16 protein-coding genes and 1 other RNA gene are annotated in these 15,233 nt (G+C 64.8%); 4 read left to right on the forward strand and 13 right to left on the reverse strand.

What is annotated here, in order from left to right; all coding sequences use genetic code 11:
* From RMQ73_RS08635 to mtgA, 3 genes are all read left to right on the forward strand, one after another.
* Positions 1–709: RluA family pseudouridine synthase (locus RMQ73_RS08635; RefSeq protein ID WP_310497747.1), on the forward strand; the 709-nt coding region annotated here is incomplete at its 5' end.
* 5 nt (positions 710–714) lie between these two features.
* Positions 715–1,626, forward strand: a complete 912-nt coding sequence (gene rpoH, locus RMQ73_RS08640; protein ID WP_409049854.1) for an RNA polymerase sigma factor RpoH — start codon at positions 715–717, stop codon at positions 1,624–1,626.
* A gap of 95 nt (positions 1,627–1,721) precedes the next feature.
* Complete coding sequence (gene mtgA / locus RMQ73_RS08645) at positions 1,722–2,411, forward strand: monofunctional biosynthetic peptidoglycan transglycosylase (RefSeq protein WP_310497749.1); 690 nt, start codon at positions 1,722–1,724, stop codon at positions 2,409–2,411.
* Between the two features lie 40 nt (positions 2,412–2,451).
* On the opposite strand, the gene RMQ73_RS08650 is transcribed toward mtgA, so the two are convergent.
* The 12 genes from RMQ73_RS08650 to RMQ73_RS08705 all read right to left on the reverse strand — a co-directional run bounded on the left by RMQ73_RS08650 (position 2,452) and on the right by RMQ73_RS08705 (position 13,342).
* Complete coding sequence (locus tag RMQ73_RS08650; protein WP_310497750.1) at positions 2,452–3,570, reverse strand: zinc-binding dehydrogenase; 1,119 nt, start codon at positions 3,568–3,570, stop codon at positions 2,452–2,454.
* Positions 3,571–3,605: 35 nt separating this feature from the next.
* Positions 3,606–4,601, reverse strand: coding sequence for a hypothetical protein (locus RMQ73_RS08655; RefSeq protein ID WP_310497751.1), 996 nt, complete (start codon positions 4,599–4,601; stop codon positions 3,606–3,608).
* A gap of 135 nt (positions 4,602–4,736) precedes the next feature.
* On the reverse strand, positions 4,737–5,063 hold the full coding sequence (locus tag RMQ73_RS08660; RefSeq protein ID WP_310497752.1) for a YbaB/EbfC family nucleoid-associated protein: 327 nt from the start codon (positions 5,061–5,063) through the stop codon (positions 4,737–4,739).
* The gene (locus RMQ73_RS08665; RefSeq protein WP_310497753.1) at positions 5,050–6,735 is read right to left on the reverse strand and encodes a DNA polymerase III subunit gamma/tau; all 1,686 of its coding nucleotides are present in this window, start codon (positions 6,733–6,735) and stop codon (positions 5,050–5,052) included. The genes RMQ73_RS08660 and RMQ73_RS08665 overlap by 14 nt, the downstream gene beginning before the upstream one ends.
* Positions 6,736–6,859: 124 nt before the next feature.
* Positions 6,860–6,954, reverse strand: an RNA gene (gene ffs / locus RMQ73_RS08670) — signal recognition particle sRNA small type.
* Between the two features lie 127 nt (positions 6,955–7,081).
* Positions 7,082–7,921, reverse strand: coding sequence for a hypothetical protein (locus RMQ73_RS08675; protein ID WP_310497754.1), 840 nt, complete (start codon positions 7,919–7,921; stop codon positions 7,082–7,084).
* Positions 7,921–8,388 (reverse strand): hypothetical protein, encoded by a 468-nt coding sequence (locus tag RMQ73_RS08680; protein ID WP_310497755.1) that lies wholly within the window; start codon positions 8,386–8,388, stop codon positions 7,921–7,923. The genes RMQ73_RS08675 and RMQ73_RS08680 overlap by 1 nt, the downstream gene beginning before the upstream one ends.
* A 12-nt stretch (positions 8,389–8,400) precedes the next feature.
* A complete protein-coding gene (locus tag RMQ73_RS08685) occupies positions 8,401–9,831 on the reverse strand; it encodes a hypothetical protein (protein ID WP_310497756.1) in 1,431 nt (476 codons plus the stop codon).
* A gap of 107 nt (positions 9,832–9,938) precedes the next feature.
* Positions 9,939–10,565, reverse strand: a complete 627-nt coding sequence (locus RMQ73_RS08690) for a CsgG/HfaB family protein (protein WP_310497757.1) — start codon at positions 10,563–10,565, stop codon at positions 9,939–9,941.
* A 166-nt stretch (positions 10,566–10,731) separates the two neighbouring features.
* A complete protein-coding gene (locus RMQ73_RS08695) occupies positions 10,732–11,067 on the reverse strand; it encodes a 2Fe-2S iron-sulfur cluster-binding protein (RefSeq protein ID WP_310497783.1) in 336 nt (111 codons plus the stop codon).
* Positions 11,067–12,209, reverse strand: coding sequence for a cysteine desulfurase family protein (locus tag RMQ73_RS08700; RefSeq protein ID WP_310497758.1), 1,143 nt, complete (start codon positions 12,207–12,209; stop codon positions 11,067–11,069). The genes RMQ73_RS08695 and RMQ73_RS08700 overlap by 1 nt, the downstream gene beginning before the upstream one ends.
* Entirely contained in the window at positions 12,206–13,342 is a 1,137-nt protein-coding gene (locus RMQ73_RS08705; protein ID WP_310497759.1) for a cysteine desulfurase family protein, read from the reverse strand. The genes RMQ73_RS08700 and RMQ73_RS08705 overlap by 4 nt, the downstream gene beginning before the upstream one ends.
* A gap of 41 nt (positions 13,343–13,383) precedes the next feature.
* Here RMQ73_RS08705 and RMQ73_RS08710 point away from each other — a divergent pair, with 41 nt between their 5' ends.
* Positions 13,384–14,031, forward strand: coding sequence for an alpha/beta hydrolase (locus RMQ73_RS08710; protein ID WP_310497760.1), 648 nt, complete (start codon positions 13,384–13,386; stop codon positions 14,029–14,031).
* Between the two features lie 53 nt (positions 14,032–14,084).
* Here RMQ73_RS08710 and RMQ73_RS08715 read toward each other — a convergent pair whose 3' ends face one another.
* Positions 14,085–15,170, reverse strand: coding sequence for an anhydro-N-acetylmuramic acid kinase (locus RMQ73_RS08715; protein WP_310497761.1), 1,086 nt, complete (start codon positions 15,168–15,170; stop codon positions 14,085–14,087).
* Between the last annotated feature and the right edge of the window lie 63 nt (positions 15,171–15,233).

Raw genomic sequence — 15,233 nt, forward strand, 5'->3', positions numbered from 1 at the left:
CGCGCATCTGCTGGTTGTCGACAAGCCGGCCGGGCTGGTTGTGCATCCTGCCGCCGGCAATCTCGATGGTACCATGGTCAACGCGCTGCTGCATCACTGCGCCGGGCGGCTGTCGGGCATCGGCGGCGTGGCGCGGCCCGGCATCGTCCACCGCATCGACAAGGATACATCGGGGCTGTTGGTCGTTGCCAAGGACGATCCGACGCACGAGGGCCTGTCGCGCCAGTTCGCCGCGCATACCGTCAACCGGCGATACACCGCCATCGTTGCCGGCGTGCCGGTGCCGCCCGGCGGCCGAATCGAGGGCGCGCTGGCAAGGTCAAGCGCCAATCGCCAGAAAATGGCCATCGTCGGGGCCGGCCGCGGCAAGCACGCCGTCACCCATTACCGCACGATCGCAGTTTTTGACGGCGCTGCCCATGTCGAATGCCGGCTGGAAACCGGGCGCACCCACCAGATCCGCGTTCACATGGCATCTATCGGCCATGCGCTATTGGGCGATGCCAGCTATGGCCGCACACCGGGCAAACTGGCACCGGTTCTCAAGGCGATGGGGTTTGCCCGTCAGGCCCTGCATGCGGCGACGCTGGGGTTTGTACACCCCGTCACCCAAGAAAATCTGTCTTTCGAATCCGCCCTGCCGGACGATATTGTGGAACTTATCGGTCGTCTTTCGGGTTCCTATGCCGAAACCGCCGCAACGGAGTGAATGCCATGGCCAATGTTCCCGCCCTCAAGACCGCCAGCATCCCCGCGCTCGGCTCCGATGCCGGGCTCAACCGCTATCTGGCCGAGATTCGCAAATTCCCGCTGTTGGCGCCCGAGCAGGAGTATATGCTCGCGCGCCGTTGGCAGGAACATCAGGATCCCGAGGCTGCGACCAAGCTGGTCACCTCGCACCTGCGGCTCGTGGCGCGCATCGCCATGGGCTATCGCGGCTATGGCCTGCCGGTGGCGGAACTGATTGCCGAAGGCAACATCGGGCTGATGCAGGGCGTCAAGAAATTCGATGCCGAGCGCGGGTTTCGCCTCGCGACCTATGCGATGTGGTGGATCAAGGCCTCGATCCAGGAATATATCCTGCGGTCCTGGAGCCTCGTGAAGATCGGCACCACCGCCGCCCAGAAAAAGCTGTTCTTCAACCTGCGCCGCCTCAAGGGCAAGCTGGGCGCGATGGAGGACGGCGACCTGCACGGCGAGCATCTGTCAAAGATCGCCACGACGCTGGGTGTCACCGAGACCGAGGTCAATTCGATGAACCGCCGCATGGCGATGGGCGGCGACACCAGCCTCAATGCCCCGCTGCGCGAGGAAGGCGAGGGCGAATGGCAGGATTGGCTGGCCGATGACGGCCCGCTGCAGGACGAATTGCTCGCCGATGGCCAGGAACGCGACCAGCGCCACGCCCTGCTGGGCCGCGCCATGGAAGCGCTGAACGAACGCGAGCGCCATATCCTGACCCAGCGCCGGCTGGTCGACGAGCCGGAAACGCTTGAGGAACTGTCGCAGCAATTCGGTATCAGCCGCGAACGCATCCGCCAGATCGAAGTGCGCGCGTTCGAAAAACTGACCCAGGCCATGCACCGGCTGGCGACAGACGCGCGCCTGCTGCCCGAGCCTGCATGAACACCGCCCCGCGCCTGCGCAAACAACCGCATTGACGGGCAGGGGGCGGGCGGGCCATCTGCCGCCATGCTGCTGATTTTGTTTTACGGCCCGTGATGGCTCAGGCCCTTTCATTCGGCCTGCGCTGGCTGATCAGGTTGGCACTGCTCGCCGTGCTGCTCAGCTTGTTGTGGGTCGCGGCCTATAAATTCCTGCCCGTGCCGATGACTTGGCCGATGGCACGCGACAGCTTTGCCGGCCGCCATGTCAGCCAAACTTGGGTGCCGATCACCGCCATGACCAAGGCCTTGCCAAGGGCCGTGATTGGTGCCGAAGACGCGCAGTTCTGCGCCCATGCCGGGTTCGATCTCGACGCCATAGAGGCGGCGGTCAGCGCCAATGCCTCGGGCCGCAAACTGCGCGGCGGTTCCACGATTTCCCAGCAGACCGCCAAGAACGCCTTTTTGTGGCCGGGGCGCTCTTATGTCCGCAAGGGGCTTGAGGCATGGTTCACGCTGCTCATCGAGCAGATCTGGGGCAAGCGGCGGATCATGGAAGTGTATCTGAACATTGCCGAAATGGGCCCTGGTATCTATGGCGTCGAAGCCGCCAGCCAGCATTACTTCCGCAAAAGCGCCGCCGACCTGTCAACGCGCGAAGCCGCACGCATCGCCACCATCTTGCCACAGCCGATCAAGCGCGACCCTACCGAATTGGGGCGCAAACTGCGCCGCCACGCCCGCGCCATCGAAAAACGCGTCCGAGTCGTGCGGGACGAAGGCATCGACGTCTGCCTGAAGAGCTGAACTGCCACCCAGCACTCCGGGGCGAGGCCGGGACCCCAAATCAATCCGGCACCACCAGATATTTGGTCCCCGTCGCGCGGCGGTACCAACCCTTGACCGCATCTTCCGACAGCATCTCCGCCAGGCTGACCCGCGCCGAATAATGGCTGGCGAACGTGGTCGTCAGTTCGGCCGCGACCCGCGCCTTCAGCCGCTCCGCGCCCTCGGCGCCCAGCCGTTTCAGGAACGGGAACAACAGCCAGCCGCCCATGCCCCATGCCATGCCAAAGCCGCGCGTCATGACCGTCGGCGCCATGTCCAGCCCGCCGTAAACGTACAACTGCTTGTGAACTTCGGAACCATAGCGGCTGTAACCGCCCGGCCGGCGCCCGATGGCGATTTCCATCGCCGTCAATATCTGCCCGGCCTGCGTACCGCCGCCAATGGCATCAAATGCCAATGTCGCGCCGGTTTTCTCGCAGGCATCGGCCAATTGCGCGACGAAATCCGGCGCCGTCATGTCGATGACATGGGTCGCACCCAGCCCGTGCAGCAGCGCCGCCTGCTGCGCAGATCGCACGATGTTGACCAGTGGCACCTTGTCGGCCGCACAGATCCGCACCAGCATCTGGCCCAGGTTCGAAGCCGCTGCGGTGTGGATGATGGCGCTATGCCCATCCAGCCGCATCGTCTCGACAAAGCCCAGCGCCGTCAGCGGGTTGACGAACGACGACGCGCCCTGTTCGGCGGTTGCGCCCTCGGGCAGCAGCAGCGCGTCCGAGGCGCGGACAGCGCGGTACCCGGCATAAGTGGCGCCGCCGATGATGGCGACCTTGCGGCCCAGCAGCGCCTCCGCGCCAGCCCCAGCAGCGACGACCGTGCCAGCGCCTTCATTGCCGCACGGCATCGACTGGCCCATCCGTCCGGCCATGGCGCGCAGCCCGGCCGGCGGCACTGGCGCCGTCACCACCGGGTGGCTGGCGGTGCCGCCGAACACTGCGCCAGTCATATCGGCCGCGCCGCAGAGCAGTCCGATGTCCGAAGGGTTGATCGGTGCAGCCTCGATGCGAACAAGAATTTCGCCGTCGCCGGCGACCGGCACCGGCACCTCGGCCAACGACATTTCCAGCCCGCTTTCGGCAGTGATCAGGGAACGGAATTGCAGCATGGTCTCGGACATGGCGGAGGCTTTCCTGATGGAGAAGATGCCTGACCTTATCGGCCCATGACCTTGTGCGCCACCTTGCTCTTGATGCTGGCGAAAAAGCCCTTTTCGTTGATGGTGCCCTTGTTGGATTGCAGGCCCTCAAGCTGGAGATGCGAGGCCTTGATCGCCTTTTTCGAAATCTTGAGCAGCGGGTCCATCTTGTCTTTCTTGAGCTTTTCGATCCGGTCCTGCCAGCCGGGCAGGCCGATATCAGCAATGAACATGTTGATGACCGACGACGTGTCGGCACAGGTCAGCAGATAGCAGCCCAGGATCGGGCATTCGCCAAACACTGTGGCATCCAGCGTGTCGGGCGTTTTCAGCCGCTTGTTGCCGGCGCGCATGTCCTTGATATCAAGCCCGAGCGCATAAAGTTGCAAGCCGAGCCCGGCCAGCGCGTTGCCGATGCCGATGGCTGCGGTCGTCGCCGTGCCGAAATCGGCGAACAGCCCGCCGATCTTGGCCCCCGTGGCAACAGTCTGGCGCGCCAGGTCGATGGAATGGCGCGTCAGGTCGCGCTGGATGATGGTGGTGATGGCATCGGCTGCCGCCACCGGATCGCCGACCCGAAAACCCTCGCGGCGATAGCTTTGCTTGTAAAGGTTGTAGCCATCCTCGACCACGGCCTTGGTCGCCTGCGCCAGCTTCTTGCCGCTCCACAGTATGCCGATATAGGGCGCGACTTCGGCGATCAGGTCAGCCAGCGCCTCGCTGCCGATGACGGCGGCGATCTCGGCGATGTTCTCGACATCGGCGCATTGGGTGATGAAGGCGTCGATCGCCTGTTTGATACCCGGAGTTTGGCTGGCAGTTTGTGTGGCGGCCTGGCCGCCCTGCGCCAGTTTCTGGCCGCCGGATTTCAGTTTCTTGCCGGTGGTCAGCAGCTTTTTGGTATCGTCGAGGACATGGGCCGAGCCGAATTTCAGCTGGGTGCCACCAAAGGTGTTAACTAAAAGGCCGCTGCGCGCGCGCGAAAGCACGCTCATGGCGCGAAATTCTTCCATGCTCAATTTGGTCGCCATGGCCATCCCCCGAAACGTACCAGGCGCAAAGCACTGGCCCCCGGCGGGCAGAAAACCGCGCCGATCAGGCGTTAAAGCTATGGCAAGGATTTGGGCATGGCAATGGCCAAATCCGCGCTACAGCCCCGGCAGCTTGAACCCCGGCGGCAGTTCCATGCCCGCCGTCAGCTTGCCCATTTCGGCGCTGCCGGCGCGGTCGGCGCGGGACTTGGCGTCGTTGAACGCCGCTACGATCAGGTCTTCCAGCATTTCCCGCTGGTCGGCTGTCATCATCGCCGGGTCGATCGCGATGCTGCGCACATCGCCGCGCGCCGTGGTGCGGATTTTGACAGCGCCGCTGCCGGCCTGCCCTTCGACCTCGATACGGTCTAGCTCGGCCTGGGCGCGGGCCATCTGTTCCTGCACACCTCGTGCAGCGTCCATCAATTCCTCAAGACTGGGCATGACTGTTCCTCGGTTCGATTTCGGCGCCCGGAAAGCTGTCGATCAGCGCCCGGGCCAAGGGGTCTTCGCGCATCGCCGCCAACGTTGCTGCGGCTGCCGCGCGGCCTTGCTCATGCAAGGTAGCGACACCGCCATTCGCCTGCCAATCGATCTGCCACGTCTGGCCGGTCCAATCCGACAAATAGCGCGCAATGGCGAGTTGATGTTCTTTGGAAACGGTTCCCGCTAGCGTCATGGCGCCGGGCGCAAACGCTACCAGCCTGGCCTCGTCGGTCAGGACATGCGCCAGTCGTGCCTCGTTGCGCGCTCGGAAAAGCGCCGCGACTTCGGCAAGCCCTGTGGGTACCGAAACGGCTTCCAGCGCAGTTGCTGGTGCAGGCACAGATGCCGGTGTGGATGCCTGCGGCTCTGCTGCCTCCGGCGCTGCTGCCGGCGCAGCCGCCGGCGCGGACTGCGCCATCCCGCCTTCGCGCAATTGCCGGATCAGCGTGCCTGGGTCGGGCATGTCGGCGGCATGGATCAGTCGCAGCAGCGCCATTTCGGCGGCCTGCAGTGGCACCGGCGCGCTCTGCACTTCGCCCAGCCCCTTGAGCAGCAGCTGCCAAAGGCTGTGCAGGCGCGGAAAACTCAAATGCTGCGCCCAGCCGGCAAATTCGGCCTGTTCCTCTGCCGACAGCGACAGATCCGGGCGCGGCGCGATGCGGTATCTCGTGATGCCGTGCACCAGTTCCAGCAGCGCGCGCAGCAGGTTTTCCGGGTCCAGCCCCAGATCATATTGTTCCGAGATCATCGCCAGCGCCGCCGGCGCATCGCCGGCCAGTGCCTTGCCGAGCAGCGCGCGCACCATGCCGCGATCAGCCAGCCCCAGCATTTCGCGCACTGCCGCCGCCGTCACGCCGCCGCCGGCATGGGCAATCGCCTGGTCCAGCATCGACAGGCCGTCGCGCACCGACCCTTCGGCCGCCCGTGCAATCAGCGCCAGCGCGTCGGTTTCGGCCTCGACACCCTCGCGCACGGCAATATCGGCAAAATGCGCCGTGAGCGTGTCCGCCGGCACACGCCGAAGGTCGAAACGCTGGCACCGAGACAGAACGGTCAGCGGCACCTTGGCCACTTCTGTCGTTGCCAGAATGAACTTCACGTTCGGTGGCGGCTCCTCCAGCGTCTTCAAAAGCGCGTTGAAGGCTGCCTTTGACAGCATGTGCACTTCATCGATGATATGGATCTTGTAGCGCGCCGAGACGGACGCATAGCGCACGCCCTCGATGATTTCGCGCACATCATCGACGCCGGTGTTCGATGCCGCATCCATCTCGATGACATCGATATGCTGGCCGGCGGCAATCGAGATGCACGGCTCGCACACGCCGCAGGGTGATATCGTCGGGCCGCCCTGGCCATCGGCACCGACGCAGTTCAGCGCCTTGGCAATGATGCGCGCCGTCGAAGTCTTGCCGACACCGCGCACGCCGGTCAACAGCCAGGCTTGCGCCAGCCGGCCACGCGCGATGGCGTTGCCCAACGTTTGCACCATGGCTTCCTGGCCCAGCAGGGTATCGAAACTGGCCGGGCGATATTTGCGCGCCAGCACGCGATAGGCTGCCGGTCCCGCAGTCGGCCCCGCCGTTGGCGGCTCCATGCCGGGAAGTGCAAAATCCATTTCGTCAGACATGGGATACAGTCTTAGCGGAGGCGCGGCGCGGCGTCATGGGGAAGTTGGCGTCAAAGGAACTGATGATGCCATCGCGACGGGCGCGCGTTCGTTTTACTGCGCGATGCGTGCTTGTGGTGCTGCATGGTGGGAGCCGGGAACGACCCAGTGCGGATTCGTTGCGGCTGCTTCCTTCCGGACCTGACCGGGTTGGCGAAAGCACTGCCCGCCCGACTCCCAAGCCGCATATGGGGCAGGGGAGGGTGTGGGACAAGTCCCATTTGTGCGGCGACGTATCTTGCCGCCTCAAAACACTGTCAGCCCCGCTTTGGGGCGGGGCTGACCGATAGTTCTGCCTTGCGAAGGCTTACTTCAGTGTGACCGACAACCGCGCCATCAACTGGTCGGCAAGCTCGGCGCCGATCATGGCCGATGTCGGTGTGCGCGGTGCCTCCCGCTGGAATCCGCCCACGCCCGGCACCAACCGCGCCCGGCCCATCGGCGGCGCGCCATTGCTGGTGAAGCTGGCCAGAACGCCCGCCGTGCGGATGTTCTTCACGGTGACGCGAAACTTGGCGCCGTTGGGCGAATCACTGGCCGGAATCTGGCTGACCTCGATCAGGTAATTCGACCGGCCCGACACCGCATCCGTTTCCACCTGCTGGATGTTGGCATCGCCCTTCAGGCCGCGCGCGGCGCGCGAGGTCCGCATGGCCATGGCACGATCGACAAAGCGCACGCCATTGGACTGCAGCCGTTCGGTGAAGCCGGTTTCGACGCCTGCATCATCTTCGGCATCCAGCACTGCGCCTGGCTGGCCCTCACGAAGGCGCGTCCGGCCCGACGTGATCTCGGCCTGGCCGGCGCGTGCGGCATAGGCGGCGCCGGGCGCATAAAGCAGCACGCCTTCGGCGCTGCTGCTGACGCGGGTGCGATCGACATATTCCGACTGCACTTCATCCGAAAATGCACGGTTCCACAACAGCATCATGCTGGGACTTTTCATCCTGGCATAGCGGCTGCGAAAGGCGGCGGCGGCGGCATCCTGCGGGCGTGCGGCAGGCGGCGGCGGCGTCAGCACCATCGGCTGGCCGTCACGGTACAGCGGCGCGGGCACCGTGTCAGGGCGATAGGCCGGTGCCTGTGCAATTGCCGCGGTTGCAGCAGCACACAGGGCCATGGCTCCCAGTTGCGACAGGCGGCGCATCACAGATTGGGCCGCAATTCGACATAGAACGCCGCGACTCGCGCGCCGCCGATCGAATTTTCCTCATAGCCGGCGGTTGCGCGCGGGCTGAGGAAAATCGTGCGCCAGCCCGAGGGGTTCTCCGTCGGAATCTGGTTGGCGTCGAGGAAGTTCGTCCGGACCTGGATCGTGACCGGCTTGGACTTGCAATTCACGAAGCGGGCAAAGATCTTCAGTCCGTCCGAAGGGTTGCGCGCTGCCTGCACAGCCTCGACAATGACCGTGCGGCCAAGCTTGCGGTCGGTGAACTGTACCGCATTGAGATCGATCGGTGTCATCGAACGCGGCACATTGGCGACCAGCGCCGGACCGCCCGGCGATCCGGCAGCGCGTGCCCGCCACGTGTCGCAGGTGACAACTCGGTTTTCAGCAGCGAATGCCGGCGCCGCAGCGGCCAACAAAAGCCCCGTCAAGATCAACGCTCGCATTGTCTCTACTCCTCAGGATGCCACTTGGTCAAAATCAGCAAGGCTGTTGCGGAAGGCCCGGTCCTTCAGCGCGACGTCCTTCTTGCGCGCCACATTGGCCCGCACCTTGATATCATCGCCGGGTGTATCGGTGCCCGTCAATGCCGAACGCGATCGCGTCCAGACAACCTTGCAGACGTCATTGCCGCCCGTCATTATTGCGGCAGGCTTGAGGTCGACAGGGCCCGACGGCGACATGAATTGCACGCTGGGTTTGAAGTCGCCTTTGATGCGAGCCGTGGCCAGCTCCAGCCCGTCTGGCAACTGGTCCCAGTACCGCACATCCGCATCGGCCTTCATTGCCGACGAGAACATCGAGAACAACATGCCTGCCGCTGCCACATAGGCACCGGCCGATCCACCCTGGCCACTGTTCATCATGCTCAAGCCGGCCTGGGTGGTCAGATTGCCCACCTGTGCAGTGCCCGATTTCCAGTTGGCCTTGCCCTTGAGGATGCCGTCCATGGCGCGCCCGCCGCGCGTGGTGGCTTGGTAATAGACGCTCGACGCTTGCAGTGTCGGAACCGCCATCGCCCTTCCGCCAGCCGGGGCCAGGCTGAACCGGGCATCGGTTTCGGGCATGCCTTCGATGGCGCGGAACACCATTTTCTCGCTTTCGGCGCCGTCCTTGACCTTCATCGGGGCAATCCCGGTTTCGGCGATCAGGATGACATTGTGATCGCGCGGCGGTTCGGTCAGCGTCGGCTCGGCCTTGGCGGCAGCGGCGAAATCATCGCCGGCATTGTCCCCCATGCAGCGCGTCGACCAGCCGATCAGATAGTTCATCGCGGCAAAATCGCTGCCGAACTCTTCCTGTTCCGACACGGTGTCCTGGAATTCGGCGCCCTTGAACGAGGCGCGGGCATTGCCGAAATCGCCTTTGCGCAAATACAGCAGGCCGCGATAATAATAGGCCATCGAGCGCTCATAAGGCTCGCCCTTGAAATCCTTGTTGGCTTCCTTGGCGAACAGCGACCGGGCTGCCGAGGCGCGGGCATCCTTGGCATAGACCGTTTCAATGCGCATCAAAGCGGCATCGAACGATTTTTCAGCCGTGCGCCAATCGCCGACTTCCATCGCTGCCAGCCCAAGCCGCTGGAAATTCAACACGGAATTGCGCTCACCGCCGGTCCACAGCGCGGTCCAGTACGGCTTCAGGGCTTCATTCTTGTTGCCGAGAAATGCGTCGGTTTCGTCCGGGTACGGCCCTTCGCCATACTGGCGCTTCCAGGCCGAAACCTGCTTGGCGCGAGCCTTTGCCGCCGCAGCGGCTGCGGCCTGCGCTGCCTTTTCGGCCGCCGGATCAACGACAGCCGGCGCGGTCTGTGCCATCGCCATCGGTGCCATCGCCATCGGCGACAGCAGCAATGCCGCGCCTGCCAGTATCAGTGTCTTGCTCTTCAACGTCCTGCCCCCCATTTCGGCTCGGCGCGCGATTGTCCCCCACGCGTGCCCGGCCGCAGTCCCAAAAGTCCTATTCCGTACAGGCGCCATTTGGCGGCCTGACAGGCTCACCGATACACGACGTCGTCGCCCTGCGCTCGCAGGATGACATAAGGTTCTGAAATATAAACGGTTTCCGTCGTCTCAAGATCAATCAGCTCAAAGATCACCTGCATGGCGCGCTGCTGCATGCCTGTGGTGTTGTTGCGCGCGTCCTGCGACGTGATGCGGCCCACGAGGCGATAGTCGGCGCCGGCGACAGCGCGCGTCAGGCCGCGCGTGCCGACATCGGTCTGGCCGCCACGCTTCAGTTCGCGCTCGTCGGCGACATCGGCAAGGTTTTCGCGGCTCAGGAAGCGCATGCGCCCCGCAGCGGCACGCAGCAGCTGCGAGCGCAACTGGTCCGAGAACATGTCGGTGTCCAGCCGCTGGCTCGACTTGTTGAGGATTCGCGACCCTTCGAGGATGATGCGCGGCGGAGTCTGCGAATTGGCAATGTCCGGCCGCTGCAACAAATCGCGGACCAGTCGGTCCGACATGCCGATGATGTCGCGCATTTCGATGCCAGTACCACTGACGATGCCGCGGCTTGCCGGATCGAGATCGACAGCAGCTTGACCCCTTTTCGGTGCCGCCAATGCTGGCACGGCAGTCAGTGCAACGGCCAGCAAACCGGCCTGAATCAGCGTACGCATCCTGTTCCCCCCAAAAACCAAAACAGTCATGTTTCATCGAGTCTCTGAAGCCTTCATACCCTCAAGTAACCACAATGTTAAGACACAACACTAGCCAAAAGGACTGGCCACATGGCCGATGCCCATCCGCAGCCAGCAGATGGCTTGCCGGCGCCCCGATGACGTCTCAGCGCCTGCCCATGTTGACGACTCCGGACGGCATCTTGACCTCAAGCGCAGTGATATCGTCGGTAAGACGGATCTGGCAGGCCAACCGGCTATTTCGCCCCGCACCGACTGCAAAATCCAGCATGTCCTCCTCCTCCTCGGTCGGCGGCGGCAGACGTGCGGCATCACCTCCGATAATGAGGACGTGGCAGGTCGAACAGGCCATGGCGCCTTCGCACGCGCCCTCCAGCGGCTGGCCGTCGGCTTGCGCCACCTCAAGAAGGCGCGCGCCCGCCTGCGCTTCAACGACGGATTCCTTCGTGCCATCGGCGGACACGAACCGCACCCGTGTCATCATGCGGCCTCATCACGCTGGCGGGCGACGGCCGCACTGATCTGCGTCGCCGCCGCGTCTATTTCGGCTGTGGTCGTAAATCGCCCGAAGCCCAGCCGCAGCGACGCCTTTGCGGTTGCATCGTCCAGTCCCAGCGCCGTCAGCACATGGCTGGGCCGGCCCGTCACTGCCGCGCAGGCCGATCCCGACGATATCGCCAAGCCCGGCAGATGCCCGATCAGCGGCACATTCACGCCCGGAAACGACAGGTTGAGATTGCCCGGCCATCGCGCCGCCACGTCTCCGTTCACCCGGTATGGCACGTTCAGCCCGGCCAGCAACCGCGCATTCAGCATCCGGGCATGCGCCGCGTCGGCCGCCATGTGCTGTCCCGCGATCCGCGCTGCTTCGCCCATGCCGGCGATCAACGCGGTGGGCAAGGTGCCGGACCGGCCATCTTCCTGCCCGCCGCCGTGCAGCAACGGAGCAATCACGGTGAATGGCCGGCGATACAGCGCGCCGACGCCTTTTGGCCCATAGATCTTGTGCGCGGTCATGCCCATCAGGTCGATGCCCAGCGCATCTACATCGATGGCGATCTTGCCAAAGCCCTGCGCTGCATCGACATGCATGATGGCGCCAACGGCATGCGCGGCCCTTGCAATGGCGGCGATATCCTGGACGACACCGATCTCGTTGTTGACCAGCATGGCGCTGACGATTGCGACATCCTCGCCCAGCGCGCGGGTCAGGTCGCCGATATCGGCAAGGCCGTTTTCTCGCACCGGCACCACAGTCAACTGCGCGCCGATCGATTCGAGATAACGCGCCGTTTCCAGCACGCAGCTGTGTTCGGTGGCCAGCGTCACGATGCGCCGCCGCGTCTGGCCCGGCGCCGTCAGAGCGCCCTTCAGCGCCCAGTTCGCCGCCTCGGTCGCGCCGGACGTGAACGCGATAGACTCGGGCGGCGCGCCGATCAATTCGGCGATCGCGTCGCGCGCCGTCTCGACTGCCGCCTTGGCGCTGTATCCCCACAAATGCGGCGAATGCGGGTTGCCGAACCCCGCGACACCCCCTCCCATGCTCCATGGTGCCATCGCGTTCGCCGCCGCCGGATCAAGCGGCGTCGTCGCACCATAATCGAGATAGATCGGCATATTCATGACAAGCCACCCTGGCCGAGCCGCGCCGCCATGGCCAGCCAGGCCGCGACAAATGCGTCAATGTCACCCTGCGCCGTGTCCGGCCCGAGGCTGACCCGGATCGCATCACCGGCCGGCACGCCCATGGCGGCAAGCACATGGCTGGCCGCCACCTTGCCCGACGAACACGCAGCGCCGGCCGACACCATGAAACCCGCCATGTCCATCGCCATCACCTGCGTACCGCCTGGCACGCCGGGCAGGGTGATGCTGCTGATGTGCGGCGCGCGCGGCGCGCCGGCGCCGTTGATGACGGTTCCGGGCACGGCCAGCAATCGCTGCTCAAGCTGTTTGCGCAGGCCGGCGACTGCACCGCTATTGTACGTTTGTAAAACAGCGGCTGCAAAACCGGCGATTCCGGGCAGATTGGGGGTGCCGCCGCGCAGTCCGCGCTCCTGCCCGCCGCCGCGCTGCACGGCGCGCAATGTGCCGGGGTCGCGCACGATCAACGCGCCGACACCGGGCGGCCCGCCCAGCTTGTGCGCCGAAATGGCGACAAAATCAGCCTGCGCCAGCGCCATCTTGCCCGCTGCCTGCACCGCATCGACCATCAGTAGGCCACCATGGGCCGAAACGCACGCCGCCACATCTGCAAGCGGCTGGATGACGCCGGTTTCATTGTTCACCTGCTGCACGGCGACGATGCCAGCGCCTTGTTTCAGCATCGCCTCCAAAACATGGCAATCGATGACTCCATCGTCGTCCACCGCAACCGTCATAATGTCATCGCGCGATTGCAGCACGGCGGAATGTTCCACAGCACTCGCCAGTGCCCGGTCCATGCTGCTGCTGCGCGTCGCTCCCGCGCTCCCGCGCATGGCCAACGCGATCGCCTCGGTGCCGCCGCTCGTGAAAACCACCGCGTCGGCCACCACGCCGGCCCAGCGGGCGATGGTGTCGCGGGCATCCTCTACAATCGCAAAGGCGCTGCGCCCGCCGGCATGAACTGATGACGGATTGCCGACAATGCGCATCGCGGCGACCATGGCATCGATGGCGGCGGCCGCCATCGGCGTCGTGGCGGCATGGTCAAGATAGACGCGGGGCATCGTGCTTCTTTGGGTTTTCATTGCACCAAGGGGTTCGCGTCCCATATAGGGCGCAATCTCCTCATTCCGCCAGAACTGGGATTCTAATGCCCGAAGTCATCTTTGCCGGCCCCGAAGGCCGCCTCGAAGGGCGCTACCAGCCCGGTACCCAGCCGCGTGCGCCCGTTGCCATCCTGCTGCAGCCGCACCCGGCCCAGGGGACCATGAACCATCCCATCGTGCTGGCGCTGTACAACAGCTTCGTGCGGCGCGGCTTTGCAACGCTGCGCTTCAATTTTCGCGGTGTCGGGCGCAGCCAGGGCAGTTTTGACAATGGCATCGGCGAATTGTCCGATGCTGCCAGCGCGCTGGACTGGATGCAGCAGTTCAACCCCGAAGCGCACACCACATGGGTCGGCGGTTTTTCCTTCGGCGCCTGGATCGGCATGCAACTGTTGATGCGCCGCCCGGAGGTCAAGGGCTTCATCTCCATCGCGCCGCCTGCCAACATGTATGATTTCAGCTTTCTGGCGCCGTGCCCCTCCAGCGGCATCATCGTTGACGGCGAAGTCGATGAAGTGGTCCCCGGCATCGCGGTGCAAAAGCTGGTCGACAAGCTCAAGACCCAGCGCCACATCACCATCGAGCATCAGACCATTGCGGGCGCCAACCATTTCTTCCAGCATGAAATGGACGATCTGATGAAGGTCGTGGACGGATATCTGGACATGCGGCTGAGCAATGGCGGGCGCTGAGGCGTAGCCTTGGCGACTGCCCGTTCGACGTCACGGCTGGCAAACGGCGGGCGTTAAGCCACCCGCCCGCCGGTCATTGGTGTCGGAGCGCCCGTCGTCTCCGGCCAGCTGATGGCCCGGCCATCCAGCGTGCGCAGCGCCAGCCAGGCAAAGGCCTGCGCCTCCAGCGCATCGCCGTTCCAGCCCACCGCCTCCACCGGGTCCGCAGCCACCCCGCAGCGCCGCGCAATCTCGCGCATCAGCACCGGATTGTGCCGCCCGCCGCCCGTCACCAGCAGCCGCTCCAGACGCGGCACATGGCCCAGGGCGAGGCGCACCGTCTCGGCGGTAAACGCCGTCAACGTCGCGGCACCGTCCGCTGGCGACAGCCCGCGTACCACCGACGCATCCCACGCTCCCCGGTCCAGCGATTTTGGCGGCGGCGCATCGAACCAGGCGTTGTCGGCCATGGTCATCAGCACATTGTCATGAACGGTGCCGCCGCCCGCCAGCACGCCGTCCTTGTCATAGCTGCGGCCCGTGTGCAGCGCCGTCCAGTCATCGATCAGCGCATTGCCCGGCCCGGTATCGAAACTGCCCCAGCGCCCGTCTGCAAACCATGTCAGATTGCCAACCCCGCCCAGGTTGAGTACGCCGATCCGGTCGCCAAGGCCCGCACTCAAGGCCCGGTGAAACCCCGGCGCCAACGGCGCCCCCTGGCCGCCCGCCGCGACATCGGCAGACCGGAAATCGAACGCGACCGGGATGCGCGTCGCTGCCTTGAGGCCGGCACCATCGCCTATCTGCCAGGTCCAGCGCCTGTCGGGCCGGTGCGCCACCGTATGACCATGAAAGCCGATGATCCGCACATCGGCGCGGTCGGTGCCGGTCGCGGCCAGCAGCCGGTGCACGGCCATGGCGTGCAGGCCGGTCAGCTCCTGCTCCACCGCCGCAATCATCGCATCATCGCCGGGCGCATGAAATTCCAGCGCGCGGGCGGCGGCATCTTTCAGGCGCTGGCGAAAATCCGCCTCATAGGGGCAAAACAAAAACCCCCGGCTCACGACATGCCCATCGCCGTCACTTTCGATCAGTGCGGCGTCCACCCCGTCCATCGAGGTGCCGGACATCAGGCCAATAGCAAGGTGCGTGTGTGTCATACCCGGTGATGTAGCGCACACGCGCCTGCTGCCCAAGGGGGGTGACGCGACGGGCCGCTGCGG

This window comes from Sandarakinorhabdus sp. (assembly GCF_031430775.1).
In the GTDB taxonomy this organism is placed as follows: domain Bacteria; phylum Pseudomonadota; class Alphaproteobacteria; order Sphingomonadales; family Sphingomonadaceae; genus Sandarakinorhabdus.

What these genes read in the sequence shown, in the direction of transcription:
- rpoH (WP_409049854.1), top strand. Translation starts at nt 715, where the DNA reads ATGGCCAATGTTCCCGCCCTCAAGACCGCCAGCATCCCCGCGCTCGGC.
- mtgA (WP_310497749.1), top strand. Translation starts at nt 1,722, where the DNA reads ATGGCTCAGGCCCTTTCATTCGGCCTGCGCTGGCTGATCAGGTTGGCA.
- RMQ73_RS08650 (WP_310497750.1), bottom strand. Translation starts at nt 3,570, where the DNA reads ATGTCCGAGACCATGCTGCAATTCCGTTCCCTGATCACTGCCGAAAGC.
- RMQ73_RS08655 (WP_310497751.1), bottom strand. Translation starts at nt 4,601, where the DNA reads ATGGAAGAATTTCGCGCCATGAGCGTGCTTTCGCGCGCGCGCAGCGGC.
- RMQ73_RS08660 (WP_310497752.1), bottom strand. Translation starts at nt 5,063, where the DNA reads ATGCCCAGTCTTGAGGAATTGATGGACGCTGCACGAGGTGTGCAGGAA.
- RMQ73_RS08665 (WP_310497753.1), bottom strand. Translation starts at nt 6,735, where the DNA reads ATGTCTGACGAAATGGATTTTGCACTTCCCGGCATGGAGCCGCCAACG.
- RMQ73_RS08675 (WP_310497754.1), bottom strand. Translation starts at nt 7,921, where the DNA reads ATGCGCCGCCTGTCGCAACTGGGAGCCATGGCCCTGTGTGCTGCTGCA.
- RMQ73_RS08680 (WP_310497755.1), bottom strand. Translation starts at nt 8,388, where the DNA reads ATGCGAGCGTTGATCTTGACGGGGCTTTTGTTGGCCGCTGCGGCGCCG.
- RMQ73_RS08690 (WP_310497757.1), bottom strand. Translation starts at nt 10,565, where the DNA reads ATGCGTACGCTGATTCAGGCCGGTTTGCTGGCCGTTGCACTGACTGCC.
- RMQ73_RS08695 (WP_310497783.1), bottom strand. Translation starts at nt 11,067, where the DNA reads ATGACACGGGTGCGGTTCGTGTCCGCCGATGGCACGAAGGAATCCGTC.
- RMQ73_RS08700 (WP_310497758.1), bottom strand. Translation starts at nt 12,209, where the DNA reads ATGAATATGCCGATCTATCTCGATTATGGTGCGACGACGCCGCTTGAT.
- RMQ73_RS08705 (WP_310497759.1), bottom strand. Translation starts at nt 13,342, where the DNA reads ATGGGACGCGAACCCCTTGGTGCAATGAAAACCCAAAGAAGCACGATG.
- RMQ73_RS08710 (WP_310497760.1), top strand. Translation starts at nt 13,384, where the DNA reads ATGCCCGAAGTCATCTTTGCCGGCCCCGAAGGCCGCCTCGAAGGGCGC.
- RMQ73_RS08715 (WP_310497761.1), bottom strand. Translation starts at nt 15,170, where the DNA reads ATGACACACACGCACCTTGCTATTGGCCTGATGTCCGGCACCTCGATG.